We start from the raw sequence: 15,877 nt of genomic DNA, 5'->3' as shown, positions 1-15,877 counted from the left end.
ATTCATATAACAAAAAGGATAAATAATCCAATCATGAAAAAATCAGTGCAAACACTTTTTAGCCGAGTTGGTCTGACTGCTGTCATTGCCGCCTCATTGATATCTGGACAAGTGCAAGCAGCAGACAGCGACAGTCATCTGAAAAGCACAGTAGATGCGCAAGCCAAGTCGCTAATGAAAGCACATGATATTCCAGGTATGGCGTTTGGTATTATTGTCGATGGAAAGTCGTCTTTTTATAACTACGGTTTGGCTGACAAACAATCTGGCAAGGTTGTTTCAGAAAACACTATCTTTGAGTTGGGCTCTATCAGTAAGACCTTTGCCGCGACTTTGGCCAGTTACTCCGAACTCAATGGCACACTCGACTTTGAGGATACCGCTGATAAATACATTCCTTATCTACAAAACAGCGCCATTGGTAACACCAAGCTTATCAACCTAGCCACCTATTCGGCTGGTGGTCTACCACTTCAAGTACCTAACGATGTCAAAAACAATAAGGAATTGTTCCGCTACTATAAGTCGTGGCAACCTGCCTTCCCTATCAACTCAAAACGTCTATACTCTAACGCCAGTATAGGACTGTTCGGCCATATATCAGCCTTGAGTATGAGCGCTGATTACACACAGGTGATGGAAGATAAAATACTGCCCTTACTCAATATGCCTAGTACCTTTGTCAATGTTCCTAATGACAAAATGGGCGATTATGCGTTTGGTTATAACGCTGCTGGAGAGCCAATAAGAGTTAACCCTGGGATTCTGGACGCCGAAGCCTATGGTATTAAATCAACCAGCGCGGATATGACCCATTACATGGCGGCTAATATGGGGTTAATTCCTTTGGATAAAGATATTCAACAGTCATTGCAAAACACTAGAAAGGGATACTATCAAGCGAGCACTTTTACACAGGGATTGGCGTGGGAGATGTATCCATTACCAACTCAGCTAGATACACTGCTTGAAGGTAATTCAACGGATGTGGTGCTCAAACCACAGCTCATTACAGCAAACAATCAGCCGACACTTGTTTTAAACGATGTATGGGTGAACAAGACAGGCGCTACCAATGGATTCGGTGGATATATCGCTTATATTCCCGCAAAAAAATCTGGTATTGTCATTTTGGCAAATAAGAACTACCCCAACGCAGAGAGGATCAAAGCGGCTTACACCATCCTGCAAAGTGCGATGGCTAATTGAAGTAGAAGAAAATAGAACGTTACTGTGTTTCTAGTGACGCTCATCTTTTTTAAACCAATATAATGAATGTAAAAAAAGTCCTTTATATCAATATAAAGGACTTTTTTTCTGAAGTTGAGATCGTTAATTTGTGCTATTTTTCAAACTCTTTAAAATCTGCTTTACGAATTTTGGCATGAATACCTTTGGTCTTATCCACGACTTGCGATACTTCAAAATCTGTCGCTGCACTTAGGTAAGCATAAGCGATTGCCTCATCAACACCATACTCTTGATTTAAGAAACGAATCGCTTCACGAGTAGACTTCTTCATCGCCTCATCCAAATCTTCATCTAGCCCTGGCGTGATCCAAAATTCAGCATTCTCTGCCAAAGGTTGCACAATCTCTTTACCCGGAATCTTATCCTTACCTGCTTTTAGCAATGTAAATTTAAAAGTGGCGCGAGCAGATGCTTCAAGGGCTGTCAATGCAACCTCGCCATCGCCTTGGGCAAAGTGGCTGTCACCTGTATAAAACAGTGCACCTGCCACTTGTACCGGATAATAAACCGTCGCCCCTGCACCCAATTCATTGATATCAATATTGCCGCCATACATAGCAGGTGGAACTGAATGTACTCGCTCTGAGGTGTTTGCTGCGACACCCATTAGACCCATAAACGGACTAAGTGGAAAACGTATAGACTTACCAGAATCTGTTTTTAGGATACCTTCGTATTCACCTTTGGCATTTTTTTCGATAGGCGTAAATACGGAGACATTGCCATAGCGCTCAGGGTGAGCGGCAGACGCATTATCTTGTTTTGCTTTTTTGGGAAACTCGCCTGCCAATGCGCCTTTGCCATGGCGGTTAGAGATGACACCATACGGCACGCGCGGCTCAACGTTGATGACTTCTACTTTTAGGATATCGCCTGGTTGCGCCCCTTTGATTTCGATAGGGCCTGTCACGATATGTGGACCATCTTTATCAAAGTCATGTTTTAATTTTGATTTTGTTATTGTTTTTGCTTCATCTAAAATAAAGTCGTCTTTGACCCCTTTTGACTTAAAGTATTTTGCTGCATCACGGCCCTGATCTTCGAGCAAACCTTCGTGTGAGACCGTATCAAAAGTCACCACACTACCAGAGGCAACAGACATAACGGGACTGGCGTCTCTGTTGGGCAAATATCCCCATGTTATGGTGTCCAACGTAGAAGGTACGTAGTAGTTGCCTTTGTATTCACCACTACTCAACTGAGTAGGTTTATCTGCTATTTGCTTAAGAACCGTAAAGTCTTCTGCTTGGGATACTGATATACCAAACGCGCTTAGAATAAACAGTGAAAGAATGGTTTTTTTGAACATAGAACATACCCTCTTTAGTTAAAACATGACAATATTGTCATACCTGTATAAGGGCAAGTTCTATGCCATGGGCAAAATGGTGTTTTCTATTAAACTTAGTGGCAAAAGCACTATATTGATACAATTGTTTGCTTTATCGTGGTGCCTCAGCAAAAAAAGAGTATTATTTTAGAGCATAGACATTGCATGCAGAGGTATTGAATTAAAAAATATTAAATGAAAAGACAATGAATAGAAAACTGCATTATCAATCTTATTTTAAGACACGCTATGCAAATTGGCGTTCGAATGACGTCCAATTCTCAATATAGGCTGGCTGGCAAATAAGACAATCACACCAACTAATGAAAACACACTAAAGGCGTAGAACGCAGTAGCAGCACCATACCGATCCACAATCAAACCAGTAAAGATGACGGGTACACTAAGCCCTATATATGCCATCAGAAAATAGCCTGCACTTGCACGTGCCTGCTCATTTCCAGCAGATTTTGCGACTCCTAGCATACCGCCCAAATAGACAAAGCCATAGCAACTAGTACTGGCCAAAAATGCCGCCAAAAGAATCACTGGTAGATTGGCATTCAACGTCCCCCAAGCCAATAAAGCATAAGCCGGTAGTAAGATCAGAAGACCAAGCTTGCTTGAAACTTGAGGGTCAAGCTTTCGGGCGATTGGCTGAACGATCAATCCACAACTGATAGCTAACATAGAGGATACCCCTGCATACTTAGCGAGTCCATGCGTGGCCAGTACTGAGGGAATAACTGACAACACCAATCCGGTCGTCGCCCAACAGATCAAGATACCGCTGCCATACCAGATGACCTCACGATTAAAATAAGGTAGCCGTAGCATAGAGGTGGGCAAATTAGTGCGTTTAGGTGCCGTCTCTGGTAATTGATATAACAAAAACATAGCGAATATCTCGCTCGCTAGCAGTAAGAAAAAACTGGCTGGTTGATCAGTTTCATAAAACATCAAAGAAACCGTCGTCAATACAGGGCCAAGACCAAAACCTATCGTTGTACTGGCCGTCACCCACGCTGTCGCACGCATCGTATCTGTTGAGCCGAGCAGCTCAATCATATAGGCCGTCGCCGTAGCAGCCATCAGAGCCGTTCCCACACCCAGTACGAATCGCGCTATTGCTAACGCGCGCGTATATGGATAAAACAACATAAGAGCCGTCGCTGCTACCGATAGGGCTAAAGAGATTAAAATCACCTTGCGCCGTCCGATGCGATCAGATAATCCGCCAAAAGCTAACAATACAGGTATGACACCCAATACATAAAAGGAAAACGCTATCGTGGTTGCTAGTACGCCATAGCCATCATTGTGTGCATAAACGGCATAAAGCGGCCCTTGGATATTGACGCTTGTCGTTATCACGCACAAGGCAAAGGCCAAATATTTATTATATTTTTTTGTAGTCATATATCGCTGCTTTTTGAAGAGTAATCGTTGAATTGACTGAGGTTAGTGTGATTCACAGTAGAATGACACCTACCTCCACATCGTTTACGTTCAATAATTAAAACAAAAGCACAGTAGGTTATCTATATACAATCCAGTACAATTAGACAGAACTGTTTGGACTATAAAACCCATACAGTTCGGATATCCTACCCATATATTGTCCTAGCTATAACCTTGAGATAAGACCTTCACAAAATTCGCCTTACCAAAAATTGTAAAAAATATGAATAAGAAGCTAACACGCATCGAAGTTGTCATGGCTGACGTAAAAGAGAAAATAGCAACCGTTATCTACATGCCAGAGTCGCGACTACCCTCCGTCCGTGCCGCGGCCAAAGATTATGGGTTCTCGCCATCTACCGTGGTTGAAGCCTACGAGCGCCTGCAAACTGAGGGAATCATCTACTCTCGTCCTGGTGCAGGATTCTATGTGGCAGAAACAACAGCGCCGCTATCACTGACAGATATAGCACCAAAAATTGACCGAGTGATAGATCCGTTGTGGGTATCACGGCAGTCGCTTGAGCCACCCGATGGTGCGCTAAAACCAGGCTGCGGTTGGTTGCCAGCGGATTGGCTGTTTGAGGCAGGTATACGCCGTGGTCTGCGAAATGTGGCAAAGGCTGACGCGTCCATTATCAGTGAGTATGCAACGCCGCTAGGACTGTTAGCATTGCGCCAACTCCTCACGCGGCGTATGGCAGGATTAAGTATCAATGCAGAGCCGTCACAGGTTATATTGACGGATTCAGGCACTCAGGCAATAGATTTGATTTTTAGATTTTTGCTGACGCCAGGTGACACGGTCATCGTCGATGATCCTTGTTATTTTAACTTTCGAGCACAGCTGCTTGCCCACCGGGTCAAAGTAGTTGGCGTCCCTTATACGCCAAATGGGCCAGAAGTAGAGGCCTTTGCAGCGATTTTAGATGAGCATAAGCCGCGCTTGTACATCACCAATGCTGCCATTCACAATCCTACTGGCGCAACGTTATCACCTGCTACGGCATACCGTGTATTACAGTTGGCCCAAGCGGCTGGTTTGTACATTATCGAAGACGATATTTTTGCAGATTTTGAAGTCAAGCCTGCGGCGAGATTGGCGGCTTTGGATGGGTTATCACGCGTATTTTATATCGGCAGTTTTTCTAAAACGTTATCCGCATCCCTACGCTGTGGTTATATTGCAGCGCCTACAGAGTGGGTTGAGAGTTTGGTAGATTTAAAAATAGCCACTGGCTTTGGTGGCAGTCAGTTAGCAGCGGCGGTTGTGTTCTCAGCATTGACTGATAGCGGCTACCGTAAGCATATGAATGATATCCATACTCGGCTGGCAAGCGCGCGTACTCATACGCTACTACGATTGGCCAAATTAGGCATCGTACCGTGGCTGCTCCCACAAGCAGGTATGTTCCTATGGTGCCGATTACCTGAGAATAATAATGCGACCGAATTGGCCAATCGCTGTTTATCCAAAGGTGTGGTATTGGCGCCGGGCAACGTTTTTAGCCAATCAGACAATGCTGAGAACTTTATGCGGTTCAATGTGGCGCAAATGAGTCATTCAAAAGTTTTCGAGGTATTGGCTCAATCGTTAGACTGATCAATCAGAGATTTATATAGTCATTCCACTATAAAAGTATTACAGCGTTAACCTCGCTTGAAGTATCACATATACATCTACACTCGGTTGCCTTGTACTACTTTTAAATTGAATCGACTATAGTGCTAGTACCGTCTTATTATATAGTGACCTTTCGACTATAATTCTAAGCCTAAATATCAGCCAAGTATAAGCCAAACACAATCAAATCTAATCACTTCCGACAACGGATACTATTTCTCTAGGATAGCTCATATGTCCCCTATATATACTGCATTGGCTGTACTGGTTACCTTTATCTGGGGCGTAAATTTTACTTTTATTGCGTGGGGTCTTGAGAGCTTTCCACCATTGATGCTTACCGCCCTGCGTTTTTTCTTTACTGCTGTGCCTCTGGTTTTATTTCTAAAGCCGCCTAAATTCAACCGTACCTTGTTTATTTATGCCATCGGTACATTTGTCATGCAGTATGCTTTTGTCTTTACAGCGATGCATCTGGGTTCATCCCCGGGGCTGACGGCACTACTGCTACAAATTCAGATTTTTATCACGGTATTGCTAGCGTACTTTATATTGGGCGAAGCAGTCAGCCGTATGCAAATCGTCGGTATGTTGGTCGGTGTGCTAGGACTTAGCGTGATTGCGCTAAACCTTGGCGGTGATATGCCTTTGGCAGGGTTCATCTGTATTTTGATTGCGGCCATCGGTTGGAGCTTTGGTAATATTGCCTCCAAGCAAGCATCAAAACAGGCCTCAGAAAAAGCATCAGAGCAAACGGCTCTAAAAGCGGTGCAGCAAGGAACAAGAGGATCTGTTGCTACATCTAGCACTGGAAAAAATAAAGCCTCTGCTCTGTCTGCGCTAGCGCTAGTAGTCTGGGGCGGTCTCATTGCTTGCGTGATGATGACGATATCTTCTCTTATATTTGAGACTGATGCATGGCAGCTGGCGACGTTTACTGAAGCATCACTCAAGTCTTGGCTCTCACTTGGGTTTATCGTCTATATCTCAACCTTAATTGGCTTTGGCCTGTGGGCACACTTACTCAGTCAAAATACCGCCTCCAAGGTTATGCCGTTTGCACTATTGGTGCCCGTATTCGGTATGGTGACCTCAGTACTACTCACAGGAGAAGTAGTGACGTGGTGGAAAATGCTGGCCATGATATTGATCTTATCAGGGCTGTTATTAGCAAATGTGAAGATGAAAATGAAAAGAAAGGCTATTTGAATGGTTACTCAGTTTTATCTTGACTCGCTATTACCGTCCAGTTAAGGTTTATTCATAGTAATTAAATTGCTCACCGTGACTGATACTAGTAAGAAATCAATCTATATCAGCTTTGTTTTATATACGTCATATTTAGAAGGTGGCCTCTGCTCTTAAGTTTACTGTCCTTAAGTTTACTGTTCTTAAGTGTTAAGTCACAACCGACATGGAAGTCGAAAACTGACGTGATTTGCTCTGTCATTAGCAAAAAATACAAAGCGAACCATAGTCTACAAACTTTGAGGTGATTTGCATGCGTATAGACATACCGACTTACTATGATCGTCTGCTGCAGAAACTTTCAAAACTGATGGTTTCACCTCGATTATGCTTTGCGTTTTTTCTATTCATCATCATTATTATCTCGCTGTTATTCACTGGTTGCGCAAAACGAGTCTGGAACAAGCCCATTGTAGAGAAGAGCACTGCTCGCTATGATTTTCATAACAACCTCCCAAAAAACTCAGACGAAGTCTTTGTTGTACTTGCCTTTTCTGGTGGTGGTACTCGCGCAGCAGCACTCAGCTACGGGGTGCTAGAAAAGCTCCGTGATACACCAGTGACGATCAATGGCATAGAGCGCCGATTATTAGATGAGGTAGATGTGATCTCTTCGGTATCGGGTGGTAGCTACACGGCAGCTTATTATGGGCTATTTGGCGATGACATTTTTGAGAAGTTTGCTCCAGAATTTTTGTATGAAGACTGGCAATCACGACTGATCAGACTTGCGATACGTCCGCAAAGCCTAATAGCGATGAGCAGTTCTGAATACAACCGTGGGGATTTGGTGGCTAACAACTTAGACAACAGTCTATTTCAACAAAAGACCTTTGCTGACATGAGCCGTGGCAAATTGCCTTACGTTATCCTAAATGCAAGTGATCTAAACAACGCGATGACTTTTTCATTTACTCAGCAGCAGTTCGACTTTTTGTGTTCGGATTTATCAAGTTATCCAGTTGCCAATGCGGTGATGGCCTCTTCCTCAGTCCCTGGCATCTTTGCCCCTATTGCCCTACACAACTTTTCTGATTGTTCGCAGCGCTCGCAGCCTTGGGTCAATGACGCACTAAATCAAGACAGTCATTTGCCGCGTAGTTATGCGATAGCTCGCGCGTTAGATCGGTATTCGCAGCCAGAGCGAATGCCAGTAGTGCGCTTGGTAGATGGCGGGGTGACCGATAATCTAGGCGTGCGCGGCTCAATGATGAGTCCTGTGACCCAATATGGTGATGTACCCAACATGGCAGGTGCCTTCAGTCCTGCGAAATTACGCCAAGTCAGACAAGTACTGGTCGTTGTGGCCAATGCTCAAACCTATTCAGAGCATGAGTGGTCAGTAGAAAATAAAGACCCGAGTTTTCTTGATACCATTTCAGCGGCGAGTGAAGTCGCACTAGGCACACTAAATAACGAAACTGTCTCATTGGCCAAAAAAGAGTTTTTACAATGGGGAGAGCATGTAAATGCTCAGCGACCTGCAAGTGCGCCTCAGGTAGAAGTGCATTTCTCCGTATTAACCTTTGATCAAGTCGAAGATAAAACAGAGCGTGCAAAGTTCGATGCCATGCCGACCACCTTTCATTTACAACCTGAACAAGTAGATGATCTACGCTATTTGGGCAGTGATTTACTTGAACAATCTAAAGAGTTTCAAAATTTTCGCAATGCCCTCCAATGACCGTCATCGTGCTTGCCAATAACCAAGTATGCGTGACTGTCAAAATTCCTTAGCAGCATCATGACTGATAGCATGCCAGCCTATATTTACCGCATTTTTCTATCTCTGCCTGATATATTCATCTCTTCTAACTGAATATTCATAGCGTGCTTGTGGTTACAAGTAATATTGAACGATTACTCAAAATTACTTGAATGACTGTTCAAGACCTTTTATCGTAAAAACGATACATAGCAGCTTTGATACTTGGCAGGTAGTACACGATAGTCTTGAAGATCACCCATATTCTTCAATATCCCTACCGTATATATAAGTGGCCGTCTACCTCCAATATATTACGACTGGATAATCACCAAAATTAAAAACGTCAAAAAAATAATAATGATTCAAACCTGAAAAAGGAATGACTACTATGAACAAATATATGGCTGGAATAATAGCTGCTTTTATCGCGACCATCGTTATGTCGCTACTCCTCATGCTAAAAAGTGCAATAGGTCTCATGCCTGATTTAGATATTATTGCGATGCTTGCATCGATGATGGGTAGCAGTCACGTAATGGCTTGGATTGCTCATTTTATGGTCGGATCGATCGGCTATGGTATCGTCATGGCATTGATAGCAGGTACGGATAGAAGCAAGAACTTTACGCTGACTGGCGCAATGGTAGGTGCAATTGGTTGGTTTATGATGATGATTGCTATTATGCCCATGATGGGCAATGGCTTATTTGGTTTATCTATGCCAAGCGGTATTATGATTCCCATCGCTACTCTTATGCTACATCTCGTATTTGGTGTAGTATTGGGCAAAGTTTATGCCAAACTTGTTGCCGCACACTAAACATTTGAAAACCAATTAGCTATAAGAATATTTGATTGAAGTTCGATATCAAAAATCAACATTAGAAAGTGACATTAAAAGTATAAACTTAAGTGCCTTTATAAGTATTTGAAATAAGCTGCTAACAATGACCACTAAAACACTTGGCCATCATTAGCAGCTTTTTATTTTCTGCAGCTTTTTTTCTATAGTTATCGTAAATCACCCACGACAGCTAGCATTGCTACCAGTGATGCTTCGCCTAATTTGATAGAACGCTCTGGTGACCAACCCATCTCTTCATCGGGCAGATTATCATTGTCTTTGAATGGCATCTCTAACGTATTGGCGAGGCAATCAAAACGCTCTGCTACCCAATTGGTGGCAACGGTCATATTGGCAGCACCCGGCGCATCAATCTCATAGCCAATCTCAGACTGAAAATCAGCACTGGCTAACTTTAATACCTCTGAAAATTTATCACGTAGTCCAGCAAGACGGTCACTGTAGCTTGGCGTCCCTTGTGACCCAGCGAGGAATACGTATGGCAATGCTTCATCACCATGCACATCATAAAATAGATCCACGCCTGTCGCTTCCATTTTATTAATCACATGAAATACTTCAGGGCTTTTGTCTAAGCTTGGACTTTGCCACTCACGGTTTAAATTGGTTCCAGCAGCGTTAGTACGCAAGTGTCCACGTACACTACCATCAGGGTTCATGTTAGGAACAATATAAAAGTTTGCCTTGTCCAATAACTGTTTGCCAGTCGCATTATCGCTATCTAACAAGCTATACAATAAGCCCTCGATCAGCCATTCAGCCATCGTTTCACCTGGATGCTGACGAGCAGTAATCCATATATTACGCTTGTGAGCAGCACCGTCACCAATTTTGACTAGGGTCAAGTCACGTTTATCAAGCGTTTCGCCTAGATGCTCTAACGTCACTAGCGGATGCACTTGCACTGCGGCCAACAAATCTTGATGACGATCATAGCTATAAGGCGCAAAATACGCAATCTGAATGGTTTCGCATTCTAACTCTGCCACGATGGTCAATTTGCCATCTTTGTAAGACGTTGGCAGACGGAACCAATGCTGACGATCATAAGAAGCCACCGCTTGGTAGTTCTCCCAACCTTCCAGATAAGAGGCCCCTCCTGCATTCATAATATTGAGAACATACTGCTCCCCTATTTGACCTGACAGACGAAAGTTAAACCACTGAAAAAACTCACCACCAACATCTGGACGAATCGCTAATTGAATGTCGTTTTTGTCATCTGCATTAATAATGTCAATGTTGCCTGCATCAAAATTAGCCGTAATATGCATAGTCATTCCCTAATTGATTTTTATGATTGTGTTTTAAGTATTATGTTCGTTATCGACTTGCCGTTCTAACTACTGCTTTTTAATAATTTCTAGTTTTTAATAATCTCTAGCTTTATATTGGGCATGAGACATACATTTACTTGGTCATTACCAGCTCATTTTCAAGGCAATCATCTATCAAATATATCTATTCGGATTGAATATCTATCGTTGACTGCTAAAAGATTAAACGTCCGCCAATAATTCGACACTCACTTGAAAGTAATCATCGTCTTTTATAGTAATACTGACGTTACCGTTATGCGCTCCAACGATAGACTGTACGATAGATAGACCCAAACCTGTTCCTGTATGGCGATCTATTGTTTTATGATGTCGATAGAAGCGCTCAAACAACTTATCTGCCTCACTTTGTGTCAACGGCTCATCTAATTGGTTAGTGATGGTGATTCGTAGAACGGCTTGTTTTGATTGTTGAAGACTGCTTATCGTTGTGCCCACCATCTCATCTGAGTTTACTCTATCTGCACTAATGGTTATAACGCTATCTTGAGCAGCATAATAAATCGCATTCGATATCAGGTTAGCAAAGAGCCTTTGTAATAAACTTTTATCTCCTAAGACAGCGCTGAACTCACCTTTGGTTTCAATAGCGATACCTCTGTCTTCTGCAATCATTTCGTAGTAATCAACGAGCTTGGTGATTAAATTGTCCGTATCCACATGACTGATTTGCGAGTCACTCAATCCTTTTTGGGTTTTTGCCAGCAGCAGCATATTATTTATCATGGCCGACAGCTGCTCTAACGTGTCATGTTGATGATGTAGCTGCTCAATGTATTCATCGCCCGCTCTCGGTTTATTTAACATGACTTGCGTTTGTGTACTGAGTGTCGCTATTGGAGTGCGCAGCTCATGGGCAATATTGTCTGAAAACCGAGACAAAGACTCAAAGTTACTTTCAAGCTTGACCATCATCGAATTATAAGATTCTGCTAGTGGTCGCAGCTCTAGTGGCATATCACTGACCGTTACTCTGTCATCTAGCCTTTCAGGATTCATTCCTTTCATTTTTTGGACGATAGTGGCTAAAGGCGCAAAACCCCAGTACACACTCAACGCAGCTACTGAGACGAGTAACAATGTAATCGCGAACAAAATCATACTAAGCTGACGATTGAACTGTAATAAATATTGATGATGCACATCGATAGGCAATGCGATAAGCGCAAGCATTTTGTCATCTTCAATGACCATCGCTCGATAGTATCGGCTGTTGACATTCATCACGAACTGTTGCTTATCATTATCTTGTCTCAATGATGACAGATTAAACCCGTCTCCTAGCTCTTGAGCAAAATTGTTGGGGGTGCTAGACAGTATCTGCCCTTCTTTATTGGCGATAATGGTTTTTAGATCGTAATCTAGCCAAGAAGAATGCTGATGATCAGCTTCATCTGATATCACTGCGGTAGAAGTATCTTCATCAGGCATTACGTCAGGTGCCGCTCTTAGCGACTGTTGATTATTCAATAGATTTTGAGAGCTAGGTAGGGTTTGGGAAGTTATAGGGCTACTAGGTTCTATCACTCGTTTACGTAGATTAAAAGCCGCATGGGTCATAATCTCAGCGTCCATTTGCTCAAAATGGCCTTTAACAGAACGCTGTATCCATATATAAATAATAACCTGCGATATAACAACAAATATTGTGAGCAATAGCACAGTACGCCATAATAGTGGCAAGCGCCGATTATCAAACCTATATTTCATATTAGACATTGCCAGCTTCGTGAGATGGTTTGCTATCAAGCGCTGTATCGACAGCTTCTAACCGATAGCCCATCCCGCGTACTGTATGAATCAGCTTTGCGTCATGATCATCGTCTATTTTTATACGCAGACGCCTTATCGCCACATCAATCACATTGGTATCATTTTCGAAGTTCATATCCCATACTTGGGAAGCGATGATTGAGCGTGGAAGCACTTCACCGCGGCGCTCTAATAAAAACTGTAGTAAGGAAAACTCTTTTGCCGTGAGCTTAATAGGCTTATCTCCTCTATGCACCGTACGCTTGCCAATGTCCATCTTGAGATCCGCTATTTGCATAATCGTACTTTGATAGTCGGCTTGATTGGCACGTCGTAATAAGCTTTTCATCCTGACGATCAATTCTGCAAAGGCAAAAGGTTTGGTCAAATAATCATCACCACCAATCTCAATCCCCTTTATCTTGTCACTCAAGTCATCTTTTGCCGTTAGAAATAACACAGGTGTATGCTTGCCAGCCGCTCGGTAATTACGCACCAGCTCAAAGCCACTAACATCAGGCAGCATCACATCCATCAATATCACGCTAAACTCTTCCGTCATCAATGCATGATAGCCATCTAATCCTGTTAGCTGATGATCCACGATAAACCCAGCCTCGGTTAAGCCTTTTTTTATATACTCGCCAAGCTTCAATTCATCTTCTACCAGCAGTACTTTCATTGTAATTCCTCAATACGGTCATGATTGTCTAACGTTCTAACCAGCACAGGTGACAACATTGATGGGTAACTGACAAAGATGTCATGTGCTCGTAATCAGACTGTCAGTTTTATTTTGCTAACCTATATAAACGGTACATAGGTGCTCGTTTCCGATACCTAGCTACTATTCAATATCTAGCTACTATGAATTATTTTTATCGGTAATTAATGTAAACAACTTACAAAAGAGGTTTTATATGAAAGCTCACGGTTCATTTAAAAAAGTATTATTGCTGTCAATCTTGGTACTTATCGGTACTACCACTGCCAATGCGCATACGACTGATCTAAGCACTTCAATCATCAACAACTGCGACGCTGTGACTGAGTTTGCAAAAAACTTGGATCATAACGATACTCAGCTCTCAAATTCACAAATGAAAAGTTATATTGATGCGAGAGTGGCTTGTGAGATTGAACACAAAGATCAACATCTACAGTCTGAAAAATACTTTATCAATAAATATGGTAGCGATAAGTGATATCAGCTCTGATGTCATACTAAAGGATTACTGACAACATTAAAAACCATAAATAGTAAGATGACAGAATTGTAATCTTACCGTCATCTCTCTGTCAGAATCACTAAAGTATGCTTTAAAGTAACTTAATATCTTAAAGTCTTTTCGACTACATACCAAATCAAATAAGGATTCACCATGTCATTATTCAAATCAATCGTAGCAACTGCTATAGCCTTAGTTGTTTCAACCTCTGCTTTGGCGCACGACCCAAAAATGCATGCTGAAAAAGACCAAATGAACTGTGAGAAAATGGAAAAGCATATGCAGATGATGCAAAAAATGGATCATAGCAAAATGGATATGAATGATCCTGCTATGAAAGCCATGATGGCTAACATGAGCAAAATGAAAGCGATGTACCAAAAGCACTGTGTGAGCAGCGATAGCGACTCTTAAATATCAATTTATAAGTTCAACACTATAGTCAGTTCAATATAATTTCGATACAAGGAAACCGAGTGCAAGCTATACATTAGTATGCTTAGCGAGGATGACGCTGTAGCGGATTTATATAGACTTGACTATATTGTCAGAGAAGCTGATCAAGCAGTAATGGGATATTAAAGAAAATGGATTTTTAGGACAAACCTATGAAGTTCTTGTTAGGAATACTTTTTACTGTCTTTGTCGCTATTGTGGGTATTTTTATTACGGTGACTAGCGGCATGATAAATATCGGTGCTGATCGAGCTCATAGTCCGCTGGTTTACGATTTTTTAGAAACTGCCCGCACACGCTCAATTGAACATGCCAGCAAGAATATTTTGGTTCCCAATTTAAAGAAGGCGGAAATGATCAGCTCGGGCGGTGCAGATTACAAAGATATGTGTGCAGGCTGCCATTTGTCTCCCGGCGTCAACAGCACAGATCTAAATAGCGGTATGTACCCAAAGCCTCCTAACTTTACTGAGGCGGATATCGTTAAGCGCTATCGAAACGAGGCTGGTGCCAGACAAAGCTTTTGGGCGATTAAACATGGCATTATGGCGTCTGGCATGCCCGCTTGGGGCGCTACTCACGATGATGACAGGATATGGGCGATTGTTGCTTTTATTAGATCGCTACCTGACTTAAATGAAAACCAGTACACCATGCTAACGACTCGGTTAGACGATAGTATGTTGGATATGTCATTTGATGGTGAGATGGATATGTCAGGTGATGGATCCGAAATGCAACATTGATTTTTTGTAAAAAATGCAGTGCTCAATAGTGCTGCTTTTTGCGATTTGAGTTTTAAGCTTTACTAGCACTATTTTGTCCAGTGCTATTTTATCCAGTGATGTGGCTCTAATTTTTATAATATTTAATCGTCAGACAGACACTCGGGAGTGGTTTTATGAGACGCTATACTAATAGATTTATTAATGAACATCATCTGATATCTGGCCGTGTGCTCTCGGCGATCGTGGTATTGCCATTATCGTTAACGATTGCCGCTTGTAGTCAACCTAACTCCGCTGCTGCTGACTCAACACCAGCGACTGAGCCAACTATTGCTACGCAAAACGTGCAAACTACGCACACGGAGCAACCAACAGTTGAAATGACACCTATCAGCGCTCCTTCAGATACCCAATCAACTAACCTAAAAAATATCTCAGCCACCGTCTATAAAGATGCCAATTGTGGCTGTTGCAAAGAATGGGTCGGTTATGCCGAAGGTCATGGTCTAAACGCAACTGCACAGAATGTCGAAGACGTGTCCTTGTTTAAAGAGCGATACAGCGTACCGCAGCAAATGCGCTCTTGCCATACCACCGTCACTACTGATGGCTACGTTTTCGAAGGTCATGTCCCTGCTAAGTATATGGCGCAGTTCCTAAAAAACCCGCCAAGTGATGCGATCGGACTTGCTGTACCGAGCATGCCAGTCGGTAGCCCAGGTATGGAATACCAAGATAAATTTATGCCGTATAAAGTGATGCAGCTTAATAAAGATGGCTCAACAGCTATTTATGCAACTATTGACTCACCGCAGCAGCAAATCTAGCTTGGTTGTCGTTTAAATAGATTATCCAGCTCTATTAATAAGTGACCAAAGTCATAGACTT

Annotated in this window: 14 protein-coding genes; 9 read left to right on the top strand and 5 right to left on the bottom strand. The window is 42.4% G+C overall.

Annotated elements, in window-relative coordinates; all coding sequences use genetic code 11:
• Positions 1-33 precede the first annotated feature (33 nt).
• Positions 34-1,209 carry a class C beta-lactamase gene (gene ampC / locus ABFV72_RS02945; RefSeq protein WP_347162372.1) on the top strand — a complete coding sequence of 392 codons (1,176 nt, stop codon included), beginning with the start codon at positions 34-36 and terminating at the stop codon, positions 1,207-1,209.
• 133 nt (positions 1,210-1,342) lie between these two features.
• Here the strand turns inward: ampC and ABFV72_RS02940 are convergent, their stop codons facing one another.
• Positions 1,343-2,560: an acetamidase/formamidase family protein gene (locus ABFV72_RS02940; RefSeq protein WP_347162371.1), complete on the bottom strand. Its 1,218-nt coding sequence runs from the start codon at positions 2,558-2,560 to the stop codon at positions 1,343-1,345.
• Positions 2,561-2,818: 258 nt separating this feature from the next.
• A complete protein-coding gene (locus tag ABFV72_RS02935; protein WP_347162370.1) occupies positions 2,819-4,000 on the bottom strand; it encodes an MFS transporter in 1,182 nt (393 codons plus the stop codon).
• 265 nt (positions 4,001-4,265) lie between these two features.
• Here ABFV72_RS02935 and ABFV72_RS02930 point away from each other — a divergent pair, with 265 nt between their 5' ends.
• The 4 genes from ABFV72_RS02930 to ABFV72_RS02915 all read left to right on the top strand — a co-directional run bounded on the left by ABFV72_RS02930 (position 4,266) and on the right by ABFV72_RS02915 (position 9,442).
• A complete protein-coding gene (locus tag ABFV72_RS02930; RefSeq protein ID WP_347162369.1) occupies positions 4,266-5,645 on the top strand; it encodes a PLP-dependent aminotransferase family protein in 1,380 nt (459 codons plus the stop codon).
• Between the two features lie 255 nt (positions 5,646-5,900).
• Complete coding sequence (locus tag ABFV72_RS02925; RefSeq protein WP_347162368.1) at positions 5,901-6,875, top strand: EamA family transporter; 975 nt, start codon at positions 5,901-5,903, stop codon at positions 6,873-6,875.
• Between the two features lie 292 nt (positions 6,876-7,167).
• Positions 7,168-8,598 (top strand): patatin-like phospholipase family protein, encoded by a 1,431-nt coding sequence (locus ABFV72_RS02920; protein ID WP_347162367.1) that lies wholly within the window; start codon positions 7,168-7,170, stop codon positions 8,596-8,598.
• A 412-nt stretch (positions 8,599-9,010) separates the two neighbouring features.
• Positions 9,011-9,442, top strand: coding sequence for a DUF6789 family protein (locus tag ABFV72_RS02915; protein WP_347162366.1), 432 nt, complete (start codon positions 9,011-9,013; stop codon positions 9,440-9,442).
• A 191-nt stretch (positions 9,443-9,633) separates the two neighbouring features.
• Here the strand turns inward: ABFV72_RS02915 and ABFV72_RS02910 are convergent, their stop codons facing one another.
• From ABFV72_RS02910 to ABFV72_RS02900, 3 genes are all read right to left on the bottom strand, one after another.
• The gene (locus ABFV72_RS02910; protein WP_347162365.1) at positions 9,634-10,761 is read right to left on the bottom strand and encodes a M14 family metallopeptidase; all 1,128 of its coding nucleotides are present in this window, start codon (positions 10,759-10,761) and stop codon (positions 9,634-9,636) included.
• 225 nt (positions 10,762-10,986) lie between these two features.
• Complete coding sequence (locus ABFV72_RS02905; protein ID WP_347162364.1) at positions 10,987-12,534, bottom strand: ATP-binding protein; 1,548 nt, start codon at positions 12,532-12,534, stop codon at positions 10,987-10,989.
• A gap of 1 nt (position 12,535) precedes the next feature.
• A complete protein-coding gene (locus ABFV72_RS02900) occupies positions 12,536-13,258 on the bottom strand; it encodes a heavy metal response regulator transcription factor (RefSeq protein ID WP_057760064.1) in 723 nt (240 codons plus the stop codon).
• A gap of 238 nt (positions 13,259-13,496) precedes the next feature.
• On the opposite strand from ABFV72_RS02900, the gene ABFV72_RS02895 reads away from it, so the two are divergent.
• The 4 genes from ABFV72_RS02895 (at position 13,497) to ABFV72_RS02880 (ending at position 15,816) form a co-directional block, all read left to right on the top strand.
• Entirely contained in the window at positions 13,497-13,781 is a 285-nt protein-coding gene (locus ABFV72_RS02895; protein WP_347162363.1) for a hypothetical protein, read from the top strand.
• Positions 13,782-13,958: 177 nt separating this feature from the next.
• Positions 13,959-14,219, top strand: coding sequence for a hypothetical protein (locus ABFV72_RS02890; protein ID WP_347162362.1), 261 nt, complete (start codon positions 13,959-13,961; stop codon positions 14,217-14,219).
• Positions 14,220-14,413: 194 nt separating this feature from the next.
• On the top strand, positions 14,414-15,007 hold the full coding sequence (locus ABFV72_RS02885) for a c-type cytochrome (protein WP_347162361.1): 594 nt from the start codon (positions 14,414-14,416) through the stop codon (positions 15,005-15,007).
• 155 nt (positions 15,008-15,162) lie between these two features.
• Positions 15,163-15,816, top strand: a complete 654-nt coding sequence (locus ABFV72_RS02880; RefSeq protein WP_347162360.1) for a DUF411 domain-containing protein — start codon at positions 15,163-15,165, stop codon at positions 15,814-15,816.
• The last annotated feature ends 61 nt before the right edge of the window (positions 15,817-15,877 follow it).

The sequence above is a fragment of the Psychrobacter proteolyticus genome (assembly GCF_039762275.1).
GTDB classification, from domain to species: Bacteria; Pseudomonadota; Gammaproteobacteria; order Pseudomonadales; family Moraxellaceae; genus Psychrobacter; species Psychrobacter proteolyticus_C.
This window is presented reverse-complemented; position numbering and strand designations above follow the sequence as displayed.

Excerpts from the sequence above, each read along its gene's own strand:
- ABFV72_RS02915 (WP_347162366.1), top strand. The coding sequence starts at position 9,011 with ATGAACAAATATATGGCTGGAATAATAGCTGCTTTTATCGCGACCATC.
- ABFV72_RS02925 (WP_347162368.1), top strand. The coding sequence starts at position 5,901 with ATGTCCCCTATATATACTGCATTGGCTGTACTGGTTACCTTTATCTGG.
- ampC (WP_347162372.1), top strand. The coding sequence starts at position 34 with ATGAAAAAATCAGTGCAAACACTTTTTAGCCGAGTTGGTCTGACTGCT.
- ABFV72_RS02940 (WP_347162371.1), bottom strand. The coding sequence starts at position 2,560 with ATGTTCAAAAAAACCATTCTTTCACTGTTTATTCTAAGCGCGTTTGGT.
- ABFV72_RS02930 (WP_347162369.1), top strand. The coding sequence starts at position 4,266 with ATGAATAAGAAGCTAACACGCATCGAAGTTGTCATGGCTGACGTAAAA.
- ABFV72_RS02920 (WP_347162367.1), top strand. The coding sequence starts at position 7,168 with ATGCGTATAGACATACCGACTTACTATGATCGTCTGCTGCAGAAACTT.
- ABFV72_RS02895 (WP_347162363.1), top strand. The coding sequence starts at position 13,497 with ATGAAAGCTCACGGTTCATTTAAAAAAGTATTATTGCTGTCAATCTTG.
- ABFV72_RS02910 (WP_347162365.1), bottom strand. The coding sequence starts at position 10,761 with ATGCATATTACGGCTAATTTTGATGCAGGCAACATTGACATTATTAAT.
- ABFV72_RS02900 (WP_057760064.1), bottom strand. The coding sequence starts at position 13,258 with ATGAAAGTACTGCTGGTAGAAGATGAATTGAAGCTTGGCGAGTATATA.
- ABFV72_RS02885 (WP_347162361.1), top strand. The coding sequence starts at position 14,414 with ATGAAGTTCTTGTTAGGAATACTTTTTACTGTCTTTGTCGCTATTGTG.
- ABFV72_RS02905 (WP_347162364.1), bottom strand. The coding sequence starts at position 12,534 with ATGAAATATAGGTTTGATAATCGGCGCTTGCCACTATTATGGCGTACT.
- ABFV72_RS02890 (WP_347162362.1), top strand. The coding sequence starts at position 13,959 with ATGTCATTATTCAAATCAATCGTAGCAACTGCTATAGCCTTAGTTGTT.
- ABFV72_RS02935 (WP_347162370.1), bottom strand. The coding sequence starts at position 4,000 with ATGACTACAAAAAAATATAATAAATATTTGGCCTTTGCCTTGTGCGTG.
- ABFV72_RS02880 (WP_347162360.1), top strand. The coding sequence starts at position 15,163 with ATGAGACGCTATACTAATAGATTTATTAATGAACATCATCTGATATCT.